The sequence below is a fragment of the Streptomyces sp. NPDC104831 genome, assembly GCF_055583025.1.
Genome location: NZ_JBVJOT010000029.1, coordinates 20,528 through 37,707, shown reverse-complemented (window position 1 = coordinate 37,707; position 17,180 = coordinate 20,528). Strand labels below are relative to the sequence as shown.

At 74.2% G+C, this 17,180-nt stretch carries 15 protein-coding genes; 9 read left to right on the top strand and 6 right to left on the bottom strand.

Features of this window, described 5'->3' with window-relative positions:
* Nucleotides 1-129: 129 nt before the first annotated feature.
* Both ACZ63H_RS20730 and ACZ63H_RS20725 read right to left on the bottom strand, forming a co-directional pair.
* A complete protein-coding gene (locus ACZ63H_RS20730; protein ID WP_469867038.1) occupies nucleotides 130-894 on the bottom strand; it encodes a bestrophin-like domain in 765 nt (254 codons plus the stop codon).
* Between the two features lie 31 nt (nucleotides 895-925).
* Entirely contained in the window at nucleotides 926-1,054 is a 129-nt protein-coding gene (locus ACZ63H_RS20725; RefSeq protein ID WP_318200072.1) for a hypothetical protein, read from the bottom strand.
* Between the two features lie 816 nt (nucleotides 1,055-1,870).
* Between ACZ63H_RS20725 and ACZ63H_RS20720 the strand changes: the two genes are divergently transcribed.
* The 3 genes from ACZ63H_RS20720 (at nucleotide 1,871) to ACZ63H_RS20710 (ending at nucleotide 6,055) form a co-directional block, all read left to right on the top strand.
* Nucleotides 1,871-2,830 carry an SCO0930 family lipoprotein gene (locus ACZ63H_RS20720; protein WP_469867036.1) on the top strand — a complete coding sequence of 320 codons (960 nt, stop codon included), beginning with the start codon at nucleotides 1,871-1,873 and terminating at the stop codon, nucleotides 2,828-2,830.
* Between the two features lie 271 nt (nucleotides 2,831-3,101).
* Nucleotides 3,102-3,914 (top strand): SAM-dependent methyltransferase, encoded by an 813-nt coding sequence (locus ACZ63H_RS20715; RefSeq protein WP_469867034.1) that lies wholly within the window; start codon nucleotides 3,102-3,104, stop codon nucleotides 3,912-3,914.
* Entirely contained in the window at nucleotides 3,911-6,055 is a 2,145-nt protein-coding gene (locus ACZ63H_RS20710; RefSeq protein ID WP_469867032.1) for a putative bifunctional diguanylate cyclase/phosphodiesterase, read from the top strand. Before ACZ63H_RS20715 ends, ACZ63H_RS20710 begins: the two co-directional genes overlap by 4 nt.
* 273 nt (nucleotides 6,056-6,328) lie before the next feature.
* On the opposite strand, the gene ACZ63H_RS20705 is transcribed toward ACZ63H_RS20710, so the two are convergent.
* A complete protein-coding gene (locus tag ACZ63H_RS20705) occupies nucleotides 6,329-7,288 on the bottom strand; it encodes a LysR family transcriptional regulator (RefSeq protein WP_469867030.1) in 960 nt (319 codons plus the stop codon).
* Nucleotides 7,289-7,420: 132 nt separating this feature from the next.
* Here ACZ63H_RS20705 and ACZ63H_RS20700 point away from each other — a divergent pair, with 132 nt between their 5' ends.
* Nucleotides 7,421-8,311, top strand: coding sequence for an NAD(P)H-binding protein (locus tag ACZ63H_RS20700; protein WP_469867028.1), 891 nt, complete (start codon nucleotides 7,421-7,423; stop codon nucleotides 8,309-8,311).
* An 8-nt stretch (nucleotides 8,312-8,319) separates the two neighbouring features.
* Here the strand turns inward: ACZ63H_RS20700 and ACZ63H_RS20695 are convergent, their stop codons facing one another.
* Complete coding sequence (locus tag ACZ63H_RS20695) at nucleotides 8,320-9,204, bottom strand: LysR family transcriptional regulator (protein ID WP_469867026.1); 885 nt, start codon at nucleotides 9,202-9,204, stop codon at nucleotides 8,320-8,322.
* A gap of 120 nt (nucleotides 9,205-9,324) precedes the next feature.
* On the opposite strand from ACZ63H_RS20695, the gene ACZ63H_RS20690 reads away from it, so the two are divergent.
* The 5 genes from ACZ63H_RS20690 (at nucleotide 9,325) to ACZ63H_RS20670 (ending at nucleotide 14,573) form a co-directional block, all read left to right on the top strand.
* Entirely contained in the window at nucleotides 9,325-9,996 is a 672-nt protein-coding gene (locus ACZ63H_RS20690) for a succinate dehydrogenase (RefSeq protein WP_469867141.1), read from the top strand.
* Between the two features lie 2 nt (nucleotides 9,997-9,998).
* A complete protein-coding gene (locus ACZ63H_RS20685; RefSeq protein WP_469867024.1) occupies nucleotides 9,999-11,945 on the top strand; it encodes a fumarate reductase/succinate dehydrogenase flavoprotein subunit in 1,947 nt (648 codons plus the stop codon).
* Nucleotides 11,942-12,691, top strand: coding sequence for a succinate dehydrogenase/fumarate reductase iron-sulfur subunit (locus ACZ63H_RS20680; protein WP_469867022.1), 750 nt, complete (start codon nucleotides 11,942-11,944; stop codon nucleotides 12,689-12,691). The genes ACZ63H_RS20685 and ACZ63H_RS20680 overlap by 4 nt, the downstream gene beginning before the upstream one ends.
* Before the next feature lie 245 nt (nucleotides 12,692-12,936).
* Nucleotides 12,937-13,707 carry a GNAT family N-acetyltransferase gene (locus ACZ63H_RS20675; RefSeq protein WP_469867020.1) on the top strand — a complete coding sequence of 257 codons (771 nt, stop codon included), beginning with the start codon at nucleotides 12,937-12,939 and terminating at the stop codon, nucleotides 13,705-13,707.
* Nucleotides 13,707-14,573 carry a lysophospholipid acyltransferase family protein gene (locus tag ACZ63H_RS20670; protein ID WP_469867018.1) on the top strand — a complete coding sequence of 289 codons (867 nt, stop codon included), beginning with the start codon at nucleotides 13,707-13,709 and terminating at the stop codon, nucleotides 14,571-14,573. Before ACZ63H_RS20675 ends, ACZ63H_RS20670 begins: the two co-directional genes overlap by 1 nt.
* 29 nt (nucleotides 14,574-14,602) lie before the next feature.
* Here the strand turns inward: ACZ63H_RS20670 and ACZ63H_RS20665 are convergent, their stop codons facing one another.
* Nucleotides 14,603-16,933, bottom strand: coding sequence for an ATP-binding cassette domain-containing protein (locus tag ACZ63H_RS20665; protein WP_469867016.1), 2,331 nt, complete (start codon nucleotides 16,931-16,933; stop codon nucleotides 14,603-14,605).
* Between the two features lie 30 nt (nucleotides 16,934-16,963).
* A complete protein-coding gene (locus tag ACZ63H_RS20660; protein ID WP_469867014.1) occupies nucleotides 16,964-17,158 on the bottom strand; it encodes an antitoxin in 195 nt (64 codons plus the stop codon).
* Nucleotides 17,159-17,180: the final 22 nt, after the last annotated feature.

Below are 17,180 nucleotides of genomic sequence, written 5' to 3'. Positions count from 1 at the left end.
GGTTCCGCGTTCCGCGCCGGAAGCGGGGGCGCGGGCCTGTCGCGGCCGGGCTCGGACGAGCGCTCCGGTGGCCGGGCTCCGGTGAGGGGCTCCGGCGGCCGGGCCGGTGGGCGTGGGTGTGGCCGGAAGCTAACCGGTGATGCCCGGGAACATGGTGACGAACGGTTCCGGGGTCACCGCGATGCCCCGGCTGTACGGCGCGTCGAAGTCCCAGATGAGGAACAGCATGAAGGCGATGGTGGCCGAGAACAGCGCGGCGAGGACCAACTCCCGCCCGGTGCGCCGGATCTGGAGGGCGAACACCATGCCGATGGTGATCAGCCCGCCGGTGATCAGCCCCCACCACACCACCGGCGGCATGGTGGCCCCGGTGGAGTCGGCGCGCGCGTTGCGGGCCTGGTCGGCGGCGGCCATCTGGTCCAGCAGCGGCTGGTAGGCCTGCGCCTCGAAGTCGTCGCGCGGACGGTAGTCGGTGACGTCCGCCCGGACCCGGCCCAGCAGGTCGGCACCGCGTTCCGTGACCCGCTGCTCGCCCGCCATCCGGTGCCACTCGGTGTGGACGACGTACCCGGCGTAGGCGTTCACGTCCTCGCGGACGCGGTCGCGGACGTCCGGCGGGTAGACGCGCACCCGCTCCGAGATCTCGTGCAGCGCCTGCGCCTCCGCCTGCACGTGGTCCTGCGCGGAGCTGCGGGCCTCCCACACGCCGGCGATGGCCAGGCCGAGGACGATGGCGTAGATGACGCCGATCCACATCGTCATGTACTCGATGACGTCGGGGGTCTCACTGGGGTCCTCGTCCTCGGACGCCGTCCGCTGCCGCACCAGCGTGATGACGACCACGACGGCGAAGGCCCCCGCCATCGCGAGGACGAGAACAAGCCAATCCGACAACTGGTGCCTCCAGGGGTGAGGGGCCGGTGCGTCAGCGCGGGCGCAGGGCGGCGACGGCCACGATCGCGGGGATGGTGATGAGCAGGACGTAGGTGACGGGAGTGGTGTGGCGGCGCGCCGGGCGGCGGACGGTGTGCGGGTGGTACACCGGGTAGCTCACGGGGGTCGCGGAGGGCCGCGGGGTCGGCTCGGGCGTGGGTTTCGGCGGCGGTACCGGTGCGGGCGCGGCGGTTCGGGCCGGGGTGGGTGCCGGGCGCGGGGCCGGGGGTGCCGGGGCGGGCCGGGCGGGTGGCCGGGGCGCGGGTGCCGGGGCCGGTGTGTGGGTGGGCGTGGGGCTGGGAGCCGGTCTCGGCGGGGTCGGCGACGGCGGGGGTGTCGGCTCGGGGGGCGGTGTGGGCTTCGGCGGGGGAGTGGGCGTGGGCGTGGGTGTCGGTTCGGGCGGGCACGGGGGCGGAGGCGGGGGCTTCGGGCAGGGCGGGTCGGGCCAGTGGTGACCGCCGGGCGGATGGGGCCGGTGGTGGCCACCGGGCCGGTGGTGGCCGCCGGCGTGGGCCACCGCGACCGTGCCGTCCGGGCCCGTCGAGGCGTACGCGCAGGCGTCGGCCGACGCGCTGCCGGCCGGCCAGCCCACCAGGGCCCAGGTCAGCGTCAGCAGGGCCAACACCCGTGCGGCGGGCGCGCGGCGGGTCACTCGGGGTCCATGCACGACGCAGATCATGGGGCGTGGGCGACCGTATTACCCCACAGTGGCCCGAGATTGCTCCGAAAGAGGGAGATCGAGCGGTCCAAGGTTTGCCGCGCGAAAGGGCGGCATATGCAGAACGGGCCTCCCGCGGCCCGCCTTCGCCGGGTCCCCGCCGCTCCCGGAAAGAACGCACGGCCGGTGTTGAACGCGGCGGCCCCCTTGTTCCGTACCCATGGCCGTGCGGCGGCGCGGCAGGCGCCGCGGTATCCAGGTGACGATGGGGAGCTGACGATGAAGACCTCCTGGCGGACCGCCTCACTGGTGGCCACGGCCGCCGCGGTACTGGTGCTGACGACGGCGTGCGGTCAGGACGGCACCACCACTCCCGCGTCGGCGGCCCGCGACGCCGGGGCGACGGTCGTCGCGGGCGACGGCGGCGACCGGGGCGGCGGCACCGCGATCGGCGCGGGCAACGGCTACGGCGCCGACGGCGACCAGGGTTCCGCGGCTCCGGGCACCCCGGCCGGCAGGCTGACAGTGGCGAGCAACCCCGAGCTGGGCAAGGTGCTGACCGACGGCTCCGGCCTCACCCTCTACCGGTTCGACAAGGACACGGCCGACCCGCCGAAGAGCAACTGCGCCGGCGACTGCGCCACCACGTGGCCTCCGGTCCCCGCCGACGACGCCACCGCCGGCGCCGGGATCGACAGGACGCTGCTCGGCGAGGTCACCCGCGCCGACGGCTCCAGGCAGCTCACCATCGGCGGCCGTCCCGCCTACCGCTACGCCAAGGACGTCAACGCCGGTGACGTCAACGGGCAGGGCGTGGGAGGCACTTGGTTCGCGCTCGCCCCGACCGGCAGGAAGGCCGAGCAGTCCGATCCGCCCGGCCTGTCCGTCCGCGAGGCCCCGGGCCTGGGCAGGGTCGTCGTCGACCGCGACGGCAGGACGGTCTACCGCTTCATGAAGGACAGGGCCTGGCCCAAGTCCGTCTCGAACTGCACCGGAGCCTGCCTGGAGAAGTGGCCGGCCGTCGCGCCGGTCGCCGCCGCCGACACCGACGGTGTGCGGAGGAAGGGCCTCATGTCCTTCACCCGCCCCGACGGCACCCGGCAGATGACGGTCGACTGCTGGCCGGTCTACACCTTCTCCGGGGACAGGGCTCCGGGGGACACCAACGGCCAGGGCGTGGGCGGCACCTGGTACGCCGTCTCGCCCGACGGCAAGCCGGTCGGCGCGCCGGGCGCGTAGGCCGCCTCCCCGGGGTCGCGTGCCCCGCCCCGGCCCGGCGCGCGGCCGAGGATCCGCCCCCTCCGCACCGAGCGGAGGGGGCGGGTCCTCGTGCGGGCGGGAGCGGTAGGGGCCCGCGCCGTCACGCACCGGGGTCGTGCGGGCACTTGCCGCAGGCAGTGACCGGGAACGGATGGTCAATTTCCGTTTCGGGTCGCTCCTTTGGCGGGCGATCAGTAGCCTCAGCTCGAACACCGGATCGCCTACACCTGTCCACGCTTTGGAGACATACATGGAGCGTCCTGCCTGGGCCCCACGCAGCATCGACATCTCGGTGCCGAGCGTCTCGCGGATCTACGACTACTACCTGGGCGGTTCGCACAACTTCGAGGTGGACCGGGAGGCGGCGCGCCGGGCGATGGAGTTCATGCCGGGTCTGCCGAAGGTCATGCAGGCCAACCGGGCGTTCATGCGCCGCGCGGTGCGGTTCGCGGCCGGCGAGGGCATCACCCAGTTCCTCGACATCGGTTCCGGCATCCCCACGTTCGGCAACGTCCACGAGGTGGCCCAGGCCGCCGTGCCGGGCGCCCGGGTGGTCTACGTCGACCACGATCCGGTGGCCGTCGCGCACAGCGAGGCGGTGCTCGCGGACAACGACGACGCGGACGTGATCGCCGCCGACCTCCGCAAGCCCCGGGAGATCCTGTCCAGCCCCCGGCTGGCGGGGCTCATCGACCTGAAGCGTCCGGTGGCGCTGCTGCTCGTTGCCATACTGCACTTCGTGGACGACGCGGACGACCCGTACGGCGCGGTGGCCGAGCTGTGCGCGGCGCTCGCGCCCGGCAGCCTGCTGATCCTCACCCATGCCTCGTACGAGGGAATCCCGCTGCCCGCCGAGCGGGCCGAGGGCGCGGTGGACGTATACAAGGACATTCGCAACCCGCTGATCATGCGCTCGCGCGAGGAGATCGCGCGGTTCTTCGAGGGGTACGACATGGTGGAACCCGGACTGGTGCAGATGCCGCACTGGCGCCCGGATTCGGCGCCGGAGGACGAGGATCCGTATGCCTTCTCCGGGTTCGCCGGCGTGGGGCGTCCGGCGTGAGCGCGGAACCGGACGGGCCGGAGGACAGACTGCGCCGGCTCACGACCATCTGGAGCCGGGCCGTCTACCCGGTGACCTCGACCTCGCTGACCCGCGCCGAGTTCGCGGAGGAACTCCTCCCGCTCGCCCGCCGGTTGAGCGAGTTGCTGCGCGCCCGCAACTTCGACGCGGACGCGGCGAAGGCGGTCGGCGCCGCCCTGGTCGGCGCGCACTGCACCGACCCCGAGGCGCTGGCCCGCACCCTGGACTGCGTGGACGCCTATCTGGTCCTGTACTGCGGCGAGGACGGCCCCCAGGACGAACTGCGGCTGCGGTCCTCGAAGTTGCAGCACGCGATGGCCGCCGGCTACGCGCAGGCGCTGCGCGTGCGCACCCGTGCCGAGCAGGAGGCCATCGCCCAGGCCGCGTTGCGGGCCCAGGGCGTGGTCGCCCAGGCGCTGCACGCGAGCGAGGCCCGGTTCCGCGCGGTCTTCGAGGGCGCCGCCATAGGGATCGGCATCGCCGACCTCGACGGCCACGTCCTCCAGGTCAACGAGGCGCTGCTGCGCATGTTCGGCCTGTCCGAGCAGACCCTGCGCGGCCGGCGCGTCCAGGACTGGGTGCATCCCGAGGACGCCCCGCAGATCCGGCGGCTGTACGAGGAGCTGGTCCGCGGCGAGCGCGAGCACTACCACGTGGAGAAGGCGTTCAACCGGCCTGACGGAACGGTCCTGTGGACCAACCTGACGGTCTCGCTGCTGCGCGACGCCGACGGACGCCCGCAGTATCAGCTGGCCCTGATGGAGGACACCACCGAGCGCCGGCTGCTCAACCTGCGGCTGCGCTACGAGGCCACCCACGACGCCCTGACCGGCCTGCCCAACCGCACCCTGTTCTTCGAGCGGCTGGAGAAGGCCCTGAACGCGGGCGAGGGCCAGCGCTTCGGCCTGTGCTACCTGGACCTGGACGGCTTCAAGACCGTCAACGACAGCCTGGGCCACGCGGCCGGCGACCGGCTGCTGGTGGAGGTCGCCGACCGGCTCCAGTCCTGCGCGACCGCGCCCGGGGAGATGGTGGCCCGGCTCGGCGGCGACGAGTTCGTGGCCCTGACCACCGGCCCCGGCACCGAGCGCGGGGTCGACGAACTCGCCGAGCGCATCATGAACGCGCTCGTGACCCCCATCAGCGTCGACGGGCGTGACCTGCTGGTCCGCGGCAGCCTCGGCATCGTGGAGGGCCCGGCCGGCGAGCGTACCGCCGCCGAGGTGCTGCGCAGCGCCGACATCACCATGTACCGGGCGAAGTCGGCGGGCGGCAACCGCGCGGAGCTGGCCGACCCCGAGGCCGACGCCCGCGCCATCACCCGGCACGGCCTGACCACGGCGCTGCCGACCGCCCTGGAGCGCGGCGAGTTCTTCATCGAGTACCAGCCCCTGGTGCACCTCGGCGACGGCAGCGTGCGCGGCGCCGAGGCCCTGGTGCGCTGGCTGCACCCGCAGCACGGGGTCCTCGGCCCGGACCGGTTCATCCCGCTCGCCGAGCACACCGGCCTGATCGTGCCGCTCGGCCGCTGGGTGCTGGAGGAGTCCATCCGGCAGGCCCGTGCCTGGCGGGAACGGCACGGCGGGCCGGCCGGCGCCGGACCGCTGCGCATCAACGTCAACCTCTCGCCCTGCCAGCTCGGGCACCCGGGGCTGGTGCAGGACACCGTGGAGATCCTCGAACGCGCGGGGGTCACCCCGGACGCGCTGTGCCTGGAGGTCACCGAGTCCGCGCTCATCGGCGCCGACGACGACCTCCTCAAACCCCTGCGCCGGCTCGCCGAGATGGGCGTCGACATCGCCCTGGACGACTTCGGCACCGGCTACTCCAACCTCGCCAACCTGCGCCGGCTGCCGGTCAGCATCCTCAAGCTCGACCGCTCCTTCACCCAGGGCATGCAGCGGTTCCCCGCCGACCCCGTCGACCTGAAGATCGTGGAGGGCATCGTCTCCCTCGCCCACAGCCTCGACCTGGCGGTCACGGTCGAGGGCGTGGAGACCGGCGCCCAGGCCGAGCAACTGCGCATCCTCGGCTGCGACACGGCCCAGGGCTGGTACTACGCCCGCCCGGGCCCACCGGAGCGGCTCCACGACCTCGCCCTGGTGGACGCGACGGGCTGAGCGGCGAGGGGATTCCCGTGGGCCGCCGGTCCTCCGCCGCGCGCGGCGCACCCGCCCGGCACAAAGACCTCCCGCGCGAGCCGGGCGCGTCGACGGCGGGGGCCGCCCGACCGCGCCCGCCCTCCGCTCGCCGCGCGTGGCCGGGAGCGGCCCGGTGGCGCCGGTCCCGGTGACCGTCACACCGTCCCGTCCCGTGCCGTCTCCGGCGCGCCGGGAGGCGGCGGTCTCGTGCCCGCGAGGGGGCGCGCTGCCGTGGTCCCGCCGCGCGGCCGGCTACGCGTGGGCGCCCGGGAGTGGCCGGGCGGCCGGATCGCCGCCGTCCGCCGCGTCGGCCCGCCGGCCGCCCGCGGCCGGGAGGGGCCCGGCGGCCGTATCCGCGGGGACCGGCACGCCGGTCCCCGCGCCGCGCGTTCCCGCGGCCACGCTCGTGGCCGACCGCACCAGCGCCGCCGCAGCCAGGGAGCGGGACTGCTGCGGCCAGGCGATCGCCAGCACCGAGGGCGGCGCGTCCGCGACCGGCCGGTAGACGACCCCGGGACGCGGATAGCGGCCGGCGACGGAGGCCGGCAGCACGGCCACCGCGTCGCCCAGCGCGATCAGCGTGAGCAGTTGGGCGAGGTCCCGGCCCGCGCTCCGGGTCTCCTCGAGGAACCGGTGCAGCTCCCCGGGCCGCAGCCCCAGGTCGCCGAGGGTGACCCCGTCCCGGGCGGCCAGGGGGTGGGCCGAGCCGAGGGCGGCGACCCGGTCCTCGGCGAGCAGGGGCTCGCTGTCCAGCCCGGTGCGGTCGAACGGCTCGTGCAGCAGCGCCACGTCGGCCTCCCCGCGCCGCAGCAGCCGGGGCTGTTCCCGCCACGCGCACAGGCGGACCGTCACCGGCAACGCGCCCGGCCGGGCGGCGTAGTGCTCCAGGAGGGGCTCCAGCAGGCCCGCGTCACCGTCGGCCTTCACCGCCAGGACCAGCTTCCGGTCCGGCCCGGCCGCGCGCCGCGCCCGCCGCCCGGCCGCCTGGAGGGCGTCCAGCGCGAACCGCGCCTCGGGCAGCAGCACCTCACCCGCCTCGGTCAGCGCGACGTGGTGCGTGGTCCGGTCGAACAGCGGCACGCCCAGCTCGGCCTCCAGCCGGCGGACCGCGCGGGACAGCGGCGGCGGGGAGATGCCCAGCCGCTCGGCGGCGCGGGCGAAGTTCAGTTCCTCGGCCACGGCGACGAAGTAGTGCAGCAGGCGGGAATCCACCCGCACCCCCTCCGCTCGGTATTGCCCTGAGGGTAACAACCCTGAGCCGGCCGGACCTTCAGTTCCCGGAGGGCCGCGGGCAGGCTCGGGCACGTCCTCCTCCCGCTCGCGCAGACCCCTCCGGAGCCCCTCATGATCCTCGTGACCACCCCGACCGGCCGGATCGGCGGCCAGGTCCTCGCCTCGCTGCTCGCCGCCGGCGACGCGGCGGGGCCGGTGCGCGTCGTCGTCCGCGACCCCGCCCGGCTCGCCCCGCGGGTACGCGACCGCGTGGAGGCCGTCCCTGGCTCGCACGCCGATCCCGAGGTCATGGCCGAGGCGTGCGCGGGCGTCGACCGGGTGTTCTGGCTGGTGCCGCCGTCACTCGCCGCCGACAGCGTCGAGGGCCACTTCCGCGCCTTCGCCCGGCCGCTGGCCGACGCGGTCGCGGCGCGGGGCGTCGAGCGGGTCGTCGCCGTCTCCACCCTGGGCCGCGGGGTCGCCGAGCGGGCCGGGCAGATCTCCGCCGCGCTGGCCGCCGACGACGAGATCCGGGCCACCGGCGTCCACCACCGCGCGCTGTGCCCGCCGTACCTGATGGAGAACCTGCTCGCCCAGGCCGCCGCCCTGCGCGACGGCGGTGAGCTGACCATGGCGGTGCCCGGCGACCGGGTGCTGCGCACCTGCGCCACCCGGGACATCGGCGCCACGGCCGCGCGGCTGCTGCTGGACGGCTCCTGGACCGGCCAGGCCGACGTACCGCTGGCCGGCCCCGACGACCTCACGCCCGAGGGCATGGCGCGGGTGGTGTCCGAGGTGCTGGACCGGCCGGTCCGCTTCCGCCGGATCGACGCCGACGACCAGCGGGCCGCGCTCCTGCGGTACGGCGCGAGCGAGGACGCGGCCCGGGGCCTGGCCGACATGATGCGCGCCCTCACCCGCCAGGACTTCTACGGCGCCGGCGTGCCCGTCACCCCCGACAGCGCGCCGACCGGCTTCCGCCAGTGGTGCGAGGAGGTGCTCAGGCCCGCCGTCCTCGGCTGAGCCGGGGCTCAGCGTTCCAGCAGCATCCGCTGCAGCTCCTGCGCCGCCCGCGGCGGGGCCACGTCGCTGCGGTGGGCGAGCGCGATCGTACGGTGCAGACCGGGCCGGGCCAGCGGGGTCACCCGCAGCCCGCGCCCGGCCCGGGTGGCGACCATGCGCGGCACCACCGCCACCCCCAGCCCGGCCCGGACGAAGCCCAGCACCGCGTCCATCTCGCCGCCCTCCACCGCGAAGTCCGGCTCGAAGCCCTCGGCCCGGCACGCGGCCACGGTCAGCTCCCGCAGGTCGTAGCCGTGCCGGAACATCACCAGCCGCTCACCCGCCAGGTCGGCGATGCGGATCACCCGCCCGCCCCGGCCGGGCGCGGGTGCCTCGGGCGAGGACACCACCACCAGGTCCTCGCGCAGCAGCTCCACCGTGGTCAGCGCGGGCGCCGGCGTCGGCAGCGGCAGTACGACCAGCGCCAGGTCGAGCGCCCCGCGCGCCAGCTCCCGCACCAGGTCGTGCGAGCCGCCCTCCTCGATCAGCAGCCGGATGCCGGGATACCGGTCGTGGAAGGCGCGCAGCACGTCCGGCAGCAGTCCGGTGCACAGGCTCGGCGTCGCCCCCAGCCGCACCCGCCCCCGCCGCAGCTGCACCAGCTCCTGCACCTCGTGCCGGGCGGTGTCCGCGTCGGCCAGGATCCGCCGGGCCAGCGGCAGCAGCGCCTCGCCCGCGTCGGTGAGCGTGATGTTGCCCCGGGCACGCAGGAACAGATCCGCGCCCAGCTCCCGCTCCAGCGCCTTGATCTGCTGCGACAGCGACGGCTGGGCCACGTGCACCCGCTCGGCGGCCCGGGTGAAGTGCCGGGTCTCGGCGACGGCCACGAAGTACTGGAGCTGTTGGAACTGCATCCAGGAACAATAGCCTCAAGCTATGGAAACAAGCTGCACCATGTCTTGGACCGATCGGGACCTTCGGCCCTAGCGTGCTGTCCCATGGCTCTGGCAACGCGGACGGACCGACGGCCGTCCATGGCGCGTACCGTGTGGGACAGCTCCGTCGGCAAGAAGACGGTCATGGCCGTCAGCGGCGTGATCATGCTGCTGTACCTGGTCGCCCACGTCATCGGCAACCTGAAGATCTTCTTCGGGCCCGACGAGTTCGACCACTACGCGCACTGGCTGCGCACCGTCGGCGAGCCGTTCATGCACTACGAGTGGACGCTCTGGCTGATCCGGGTCGTCCTGATCGTCGCCGTGGCCGCCCACGCCACCTCCGCCTACCAGCTCAGCCGCCGCGACCTCAAGGCCCGGCCCACCCGCTACGTCCACGCCAAGCCGCGGGCGAGCTACGCGACGCGCACCATGCGCTGGGGCGGTGTCATCCTCGGGCTGTTCATCGTCTGGCACATCCTCGACCTGACCACCGGCACCGTGCACCCCGGCGGCTTCCAGGAGGGACACCCGTACCAGAACGTCGTGGACACCTTCTCCACCTGGTACGGCAACGTCGTCTACATCGTCGCGATGCTCGCGCTCGGCCTGCACATCCGGCACGGCTTCTGGAGCGCCGCCCAGACCCTCGGCGTCGGCAGCCGCGCCCGCGACCGCGCCCTGAAGACCGTCGCCAACGTCCTCGCGCTGCTGCTCACGGCCGGCTTCATCGCCGTACCCGTGGGCGTCATGACCGGAGTGGTGAGCTGACCATGACCTACACCGACTACGCGACCGGTGCGCCGGTCGCCGACACCAAGGCCCCGTCCGGCCCGATCCACGAGCGCTGGGACAAGCGCCGGTTCGAGGCCAAGCTGGTCAACCCGGCCAACCGGCGCAAGCACACGGTCATCGTGGTGGGCACCGGCCTCGCGGGCGGCTCCGCCGGCGCCACCCTCGCCGAACAGGGCTACCACGTCGTCCAGTTCTGCTACCAGGACTCCCCGCGCCGCGCCCACTCCATCGCCGCGCAAGGCGGCATCAACGCGGCGAAGAACTACCGCAACGACGGCGACTCCGTCCACCGGCTGTTCTACGACACCGTCAAGGGCGGCGACTTCCGCGCCCGCGAGTCCAACGTGCACCGCCTCGCGCAGATCTCCGTGGAGATCATCGACCAGTGCGTGGCCCAGGGCGTGCCGTTCGCCCGCGAGTACGGCGGCCTGCTCGACACCCGCTCCTTCGGCGGCGTCCAGGTCTCCCGCACCTTCTACGCCCGCGGCCAGACCGGCCAGCAGCTCCTGCTCGGCGCCTACCAGGCGCTGTCCCGGCAGATCGCCGCCGGGAACGTGGAGCTGCACCCGCGCACCGAGATGCTGGACCTGATCGTCGTCGGCGGACGGGCCCGCGGCATCGTCGCCCGGGACCTGGTCACCGGAAAGACCGGCACGTACTTCGCGGACGCCGTCGTCCTCGCCTCCGGCGGCTACGGCAACGTCTTCTACCTGTCGACGAACGCCATGAACTCCAACGCGACCGCGATCTGGCGGGCGCACCGGCGCGGCGCCTACTTCGCCAACCCCTGCTTCACCCAGATCCACCCCACCTGCATCCCGCGCACCGGCGACCACCAGTCCAAGCTGACCCTGATGAGCGAGTCGCTGCGCAACGACGGCCGGATCTGGGTGCCCAAGGCCAAGGGCGACACCCGGCCGCCGCACCGGATCCCCGAGGACGAGCGCGACTACTACCTGGAACGCATCTACCCCTCCTTCGGCAACCTGGTGCCCCGGGACATCGCCTCCCGCGCCGCGAAGAACGTCTGCGACGAGGGCAGGGGGGTCGGCCCCGGCGGCCAGGGCGTCTACCTGGACTTCGCCGACGCCATCAAGCGCATGGGGCGCAAGGCCGTCGAGGCCAAGTACGGCAACCTCTTCGACATGTACCAGCGGATCACCGACGAGGATCCGTACGAGGTGCCGATGCGCATCTACCCGGCCGTGCACTACACGATGGGCGGCCTGTGGGTCGACTACGACCTGCAGACCACCATCCCCGGCCTGTTCGCGATCGGCGAGGCCAACTTCTCCGACCACGGCGCCAACCGGCTCGGCGCCTCCGCCCTGATGCAGGGCCTGGCCGACGGCTACTTCGTGCTGCCGGCCACCATCAACGACTACCTCGCCCGCAACCCCCACCAGGACCCGGTCACCGACGCGCACCCGGTCGTCCAGGAGGTGCTGGCCGAGACCGAGGACCGGATCAACCTGCTGCTGGCCGTGGACGGCGACCGCACCCCGGACTCCTTCCACCGCGAACTCGGCGAGCTGATGTGGGAGTTCTGCGGCATGGCCCGCACCGAAGCGGGGCTGCGCAAGGCCCTGGAGCGCATCCCGCAGATCCGCGAGGAGTTCTGGCGGCGGATCAAGGTGCCCGGCACCGGCGAGGAGTTCAACCAGTCGCTGGAGAAGGCCAACCGCATCGTCGACTACCTGGAACTCGCCGAGCTGATGTGCCTCGACGCGCTGCACCGCGCCGAGTCCTGCGGCGGCCACTTCCGCGAGGAGTCCCAGACCTCCGACGGCGAGGCCGCCCGCAGGGACGAGGAGTTCTCCTACGCCGCCGCATGGGAGTTCACCGGCACCGGCGAGGCTCCCGTCCTGCACAGGGAAGACCTGGTCTTCGAGTACGTCCACCCCACCCAGCGGAGCTACGCATGAAGCTCACCCTGCGCGTCTGGCGGCAGAAGAACGCCGGCGCCGAAGGAGCGATGTCCACCTACGAGGTGGACGACATCTCGCCCGACATGTCCTTCCTGGAGATGCTGGACGTCCTCAACGAACAGCTCATCCTGTCCGGCGAGGAACCCGTCGCCTTCGACCACGACTGCCGCGAGGGCATCTGCGGCGCGTGCAGCCTCGTCATCAACGGCGACGCGCACGGGCCGGAGCGCACCACCACCTGCCAGCTGCACATGCGGTCCTTCGAGGACGGCGACACGATCGACATCGAGCCGTGGCGGGCGTCCGCGTTCCCGGTGATCAAGGACCTGGTGGTGGACCGCTCGGCGTTCGACCGGATCATCCAGGCCGGCGGCTACATCACCGCCCCCACCGGCTCCGCGCCGGAGGCCCACGCCACCCCGGTGCCCAAGGCCGACGCCGACTTCGCGTTCGAGCACGCCGAGTGCATCGGCTGCGGGGCGTGCGTGGCCGCGTGCCCCAACGGCGCGGCGATGCTCTTCACCTCCGCCAAGGTCAACCACCTCAACGTGCTGCCCCAGGGCGCGCCCGAGCGGGAGACGCGGGTGCTGGACATGGTGGCCCAGATGGACGCCGAGGGCTTCGGCGGGTGCACGCTCACCGGCGAGTGCGCCACGGCCTGCCCCAAGGGCATCCCGCTGATGTCCATCACCGGCATGAACAAGGAGTGGCTGCGGGCCACCCGCAAGGCCGGCAAGAGGTAGCCGCCACCCGAGGACGTTCGCCGATCAGAGGCGGGCGGGCGGGGCCGGGGAGGTGCTCCCCCGGCCCCGTCTGGTGTTTTCGGCCCCGCCCGCCGCGGACGGCCGACCAAGGCGTTCACCACCCCCACATCCGCGCTCCCGGCACCGGTCACACGCGCGCCAACCGGTCTCGGAAGAACAGGAACGGCGGGCCGCACGCACGGGCCCGCCGCCCCTGCCGACCCGGCCCGTGCCCAGGAGTAGCCATGACCGGCGTTCCCACCCTCGACCGTCCCCCGCAGCCCGCGGCACCCGCCCGCTACACCGTCACCCTCGCCCGCGACGAGTCCGACGTGCGTGCCGCGCAGCGGCTGCGGCACGACGTCTTCGCCGGGGAGATGGGAGCACTGCTGGCCACCCCGGAACCGGGGTACGACATCGACGCCTTCGACTCCTACTGCGACCACCTCCTCGTGCGCGAGGAGAGCACCGGGCAGGTCGTCGGCACCTACCGGCTGCTGCCGCCCGAGCGGGCCGCCGTCGCCGGCCGGCTGTACTCCGAGGGCGAGTTCGACCTCGCCGCGCTCGACGCGATCCGGCCGCAGCTGGTCGAGGTCGGCCGCTCCTGCGTCCACCCGGACCACCGCGACGGCGCCGTCATCGGCCTGATCTGGGCCGGCATAGCCCGCTACATGACCGACCGGGGCCACGCGTGGCTGGCGGGCTGCTGCTCCCTGCCGCTCGCCGACGGCGGCGCCCTCGCCACCGGCACCTGGCAGCGGGTGCGCGAACGCCACCTGGCGCCCGCGGAGTTCCGGGTCCGGCCGCTGCTGCCGTGGACCGCGCCCGCCGGCGCCCCGGCCGCCCGCACCGAGCTGCCCGCCCTGCTGCGCGGCTACCTCCGGCTCGGCGCCTGGGTGTGCGGCGAACCCGCGCACGACCCCGACTTCGGCGTCGCCGACCTCTACGTCCTGCTGCCGATGCACCGGGTCGACCCCCGCTACCTGCGGCACTTCCTCTCCCTCGTCCTGGCCTGATGAGCGGCTGGCTGCCCACCGCGCCGTGCACCCCGGGCGCCTGCGTCCAGCCCGCCCGGGCGCCCGTGCCCGCACCCCGGGCCGTGCTGCGGCTGACCGCCGTCGCGGTCCTGGTACTGGCCGGGATCGCGCTGTCCCCCTTCGGGGAGAGGATCCCCGCCGAGTGGATCCGGCGGTGGTGCCGGCTGATCGTGCGGGCCGCGGGGGTGCGGGTCCGGATCACCGGCGCCGCCCCGCCGGACGGCGGACTGCTCCTGGTCGCCAACCACGTCTCCTGGCTGGACGTCCCGCTGCTCGCCGCCGTACGCCCGGCCAGGATGCTCGCCAAGGCCGAGGTCCGGCGCTGGCCCGTGGCGGGCGCGCTCGTCGCGCGCGGCGGGGCCCTGTTCATCGAACGCGACCGGTTGCGCGCGCTGCCCGGCACGGTGGCCCGGATCGCCGGCACGCTGCGCGCGGGCGGGACGGTGACTGTCTTCCCCGAGGGCAGCACCTGGTGCGGGCGCGCCCAGGGCCGCTTCCGCCGCGCCGCCTTCCAGGCCGCCCTCGACGCGGGCGTGCCCGTCCAGCCGGTCGGCCTGCGCTACCGGCGGCACGACGGCGGCCCCGGCACCGCGGCGGCCTTCGTCGGCGAGGACACCCTGGCGGCCTCGCTGTGGCGGGTGGCCCGGACCCGCGGCCTGGTCGCCGAGGTGGAGATACGGCCGCTGATCCCGCCGGGCACCCACCCCGACCGCCGTACCCTGGCCCGCGCGGCCCAGCCGGCCGCACCCGAGCCCGCCTGGACCCACGCGGCCCTGGTCGCCGCCGCCCGGGCACGCCCGCCCGGCCCCGGCACTCGGGCGGGCCGTGCGGCACTCGGAGCCTGACGGCGGGGCGACCCGTGGCGGCAACGGGCTCAGGGCATGACCCGCGCCAGATAGGGCGCGGTCGCGCTGTCCCCGGCCCGGGACACCCGGTCCGGCGGGCCTTCCGCCACCACGCGGCCGCCCCGGTCGCCGCCGCCCGGGCCGAGGTCGATCACCCAGTCGGCGCCCGCGACCACCGTCATGTCGTGCTCCACCACGACGACCGTGTGCCCGGCGTCGACCAGCCCGTGCAGCCGGTCCGTCAGCACCTCCACGTCGGCCGGGTGCAGCCCGGTCGTCGGCTCGTCCAGCAGGTACAGGGTGTGGCCCCGGCGCCCCCGCTGGAGTTCGCTCGCCAGCTTGATCCGCTGCGCCTCCCCGCCGGACAGCTCGGTCGCCGGCTGCCCGAGCCGCAGATAGCCGAGGCCCACGTCCAGCAGGGTGCCCAGGCTCCGGGCGGCACCCGGAACGTCCGCGAAGAACTCCGCCGCGGCCTCCACGGTCAGGTCCAGCACCTCGGCGATGTTCCGGCCGCGGTAGGTCACCTGGAGCGTCTCGGGGCGGTAACGGGCGCCGGCGCAGTCCGGGCAGGGCGCGTAGGTGCTCGGCAGGAACAGCAGCTCCACGCTGACGAACCCCTCGCCCTGGCAGGTCTCGCAGCGCCCGCCGGGCACGTTGAAGGAGAACCGCCCGACGCCGTACCCGCGCGCCCGCGCCTCCTCGGTGCCGGCGAACACCTTCCGGACGACGTCGAACAGGCCCGTGTACGTCGCCAGGTTGGAGCGCGGGGTGCGCCCGATGGGCTTCTGGTCGACCCGGACCAGCCGCCCCACCCCCGGCAGCTCCTGCGTCAACTCCCCGACGAGCGTGGACTTCCCGGAGCCGGAGACACCGGTGACTGCGGTGAACGCGCCGAGCGGGAACCGGGCCGTCACCGCGCGCAGGTTGTGCCGGGTCACCGGGCCCACCGTCAGCCAGCCGCGCGGCTCGCGGACCTCGCGCGCCGGACCGGGCGCCTCGTCGAAGAGGTAGGCGGCCGTCGCCGACCCCGCCACCGACGCCAGCTCGGCCGGCGGCCCGCTGTACAGCACCCGCCCGCCGTGCTCGCCCGCGCCGGGGCCCACGTCCACCACCCAGTCGGCGCCGCGCACCACGTCCAGGTGGTGTTCCACCACGAACACCGAGTTCCCGGCCGCCTTCAGCCGGTCCAGGACGGTGAGCAGCGCCTCGGTGTCCGCCGGGTGCAGCCCGGCGGACGGCTCGTCCAGCACGTACACCACGCCGAACAGCCCGGACCGCAGCTGGGTGGCCAGCCGCAGCCGTTGCAGCTCGCCCGCGGAGAGCGTGGGCGCGGCCCGGTCCAGGCCGAGGTAGCCGAGGCCCAGTTCGACCACCGGCGCGATCCGGGACTTCAGGTCGGCCGTGAGGACCCTCGCCGTCTCGTCGCGGCCGTCGGGCAGGTTCGCGAGGTCGGTCAGCGGCAGCGCCGCCAGCTCGGCGATGGTCCGGCCGTCGTAGGTCACGGCGAGCGCCTCGGGCCGCAGCCGGCTGCCGCCGCAGGCCGGGCACGGGGTGCTGGTCAGGAACCGCTCGGCCTTCGCCCGCAGGGTGGCCGACTTGGTGTCGGAGAACGTCTTCAGCACATACCGGCGGGCGCTCGTGTAGGTGCCCTGGTAGGGCCGCTGGATGCGGTCGGCGTCCCGCACCGGGTGGACGGTGACCACCGGCTGCTCGTCGGTGAACAGGATCCAGTCGCGCTGCTCGGCGGGCAGCTCCCGCCAGGGCCGGTCCACGTCGTAGCCGAGCGTGTCCAGGATGTCCCGCAGGTTCTTGCCCTGCCAGGCGCCCGGCCACGCCGCGATCGCCCCCTCGCGGATGGACAGCGAGGGGTCCGGGACCAGCAGTTCCTCGGTCGTCCCGTGCACCTGCCCGAGGCCGTGGCAGCGGGGACAGGCGCCGGCCGCCGTGTTCGGCGAGAAGGCGTCCGAGTCGAGCCGCTCGGCGCCGGGCGGATAGCGGCCGGCCCGGGAGAACAGCATCCGCAGTGAGTTGGAGAGGTTGGTGACCGTGCCCACCGAGGATCGCGAGGTGGGGGAGGAGCGGCGCTGCTGGAGCGAGACCGCCGGGGGCAGCCCGGTGATCTCGCCGACTTTCGGGGCCCCGACCTGGTGGATCAGCCGGCGCGCGTACGGCGCGACCGACTCGAAGTACCGCCGCTGGGCCTCGGCGTAGACGGTGCCGAACGCCAGGGAGGACTTCCCCGAGCCGGAGACCCCGGTGAACACGGCCAGTACGTCCCGGGGGATGTCCACGTCCACGCTCTTGAGGTTGTGCTCGCGGGCGCCGCGGACGCGGACGAAGGGGTCGTGGGGGGTGTGCATCGGGGGAACTCTATCCGCCCCCGTGCGCCACTACCGCGGGGGGTTGCCCGGGTCCTGCGGCCGGGTGCCGAACTCGTCCCTCAGCTTGTCCTGACCGGTGTCGACCTGTGACCGGTACTTGTTCCCGGTGCGCTGGTCGAGATAGTCGCCGCCCTTGTCGATGCCCTTGTCGGCCGTGCTCTCGTGGCCCTTGAGCATGCCCTTGATCTTGTCCATGAAGGACATGGCAGCCCTCCTCGTCGCTGAC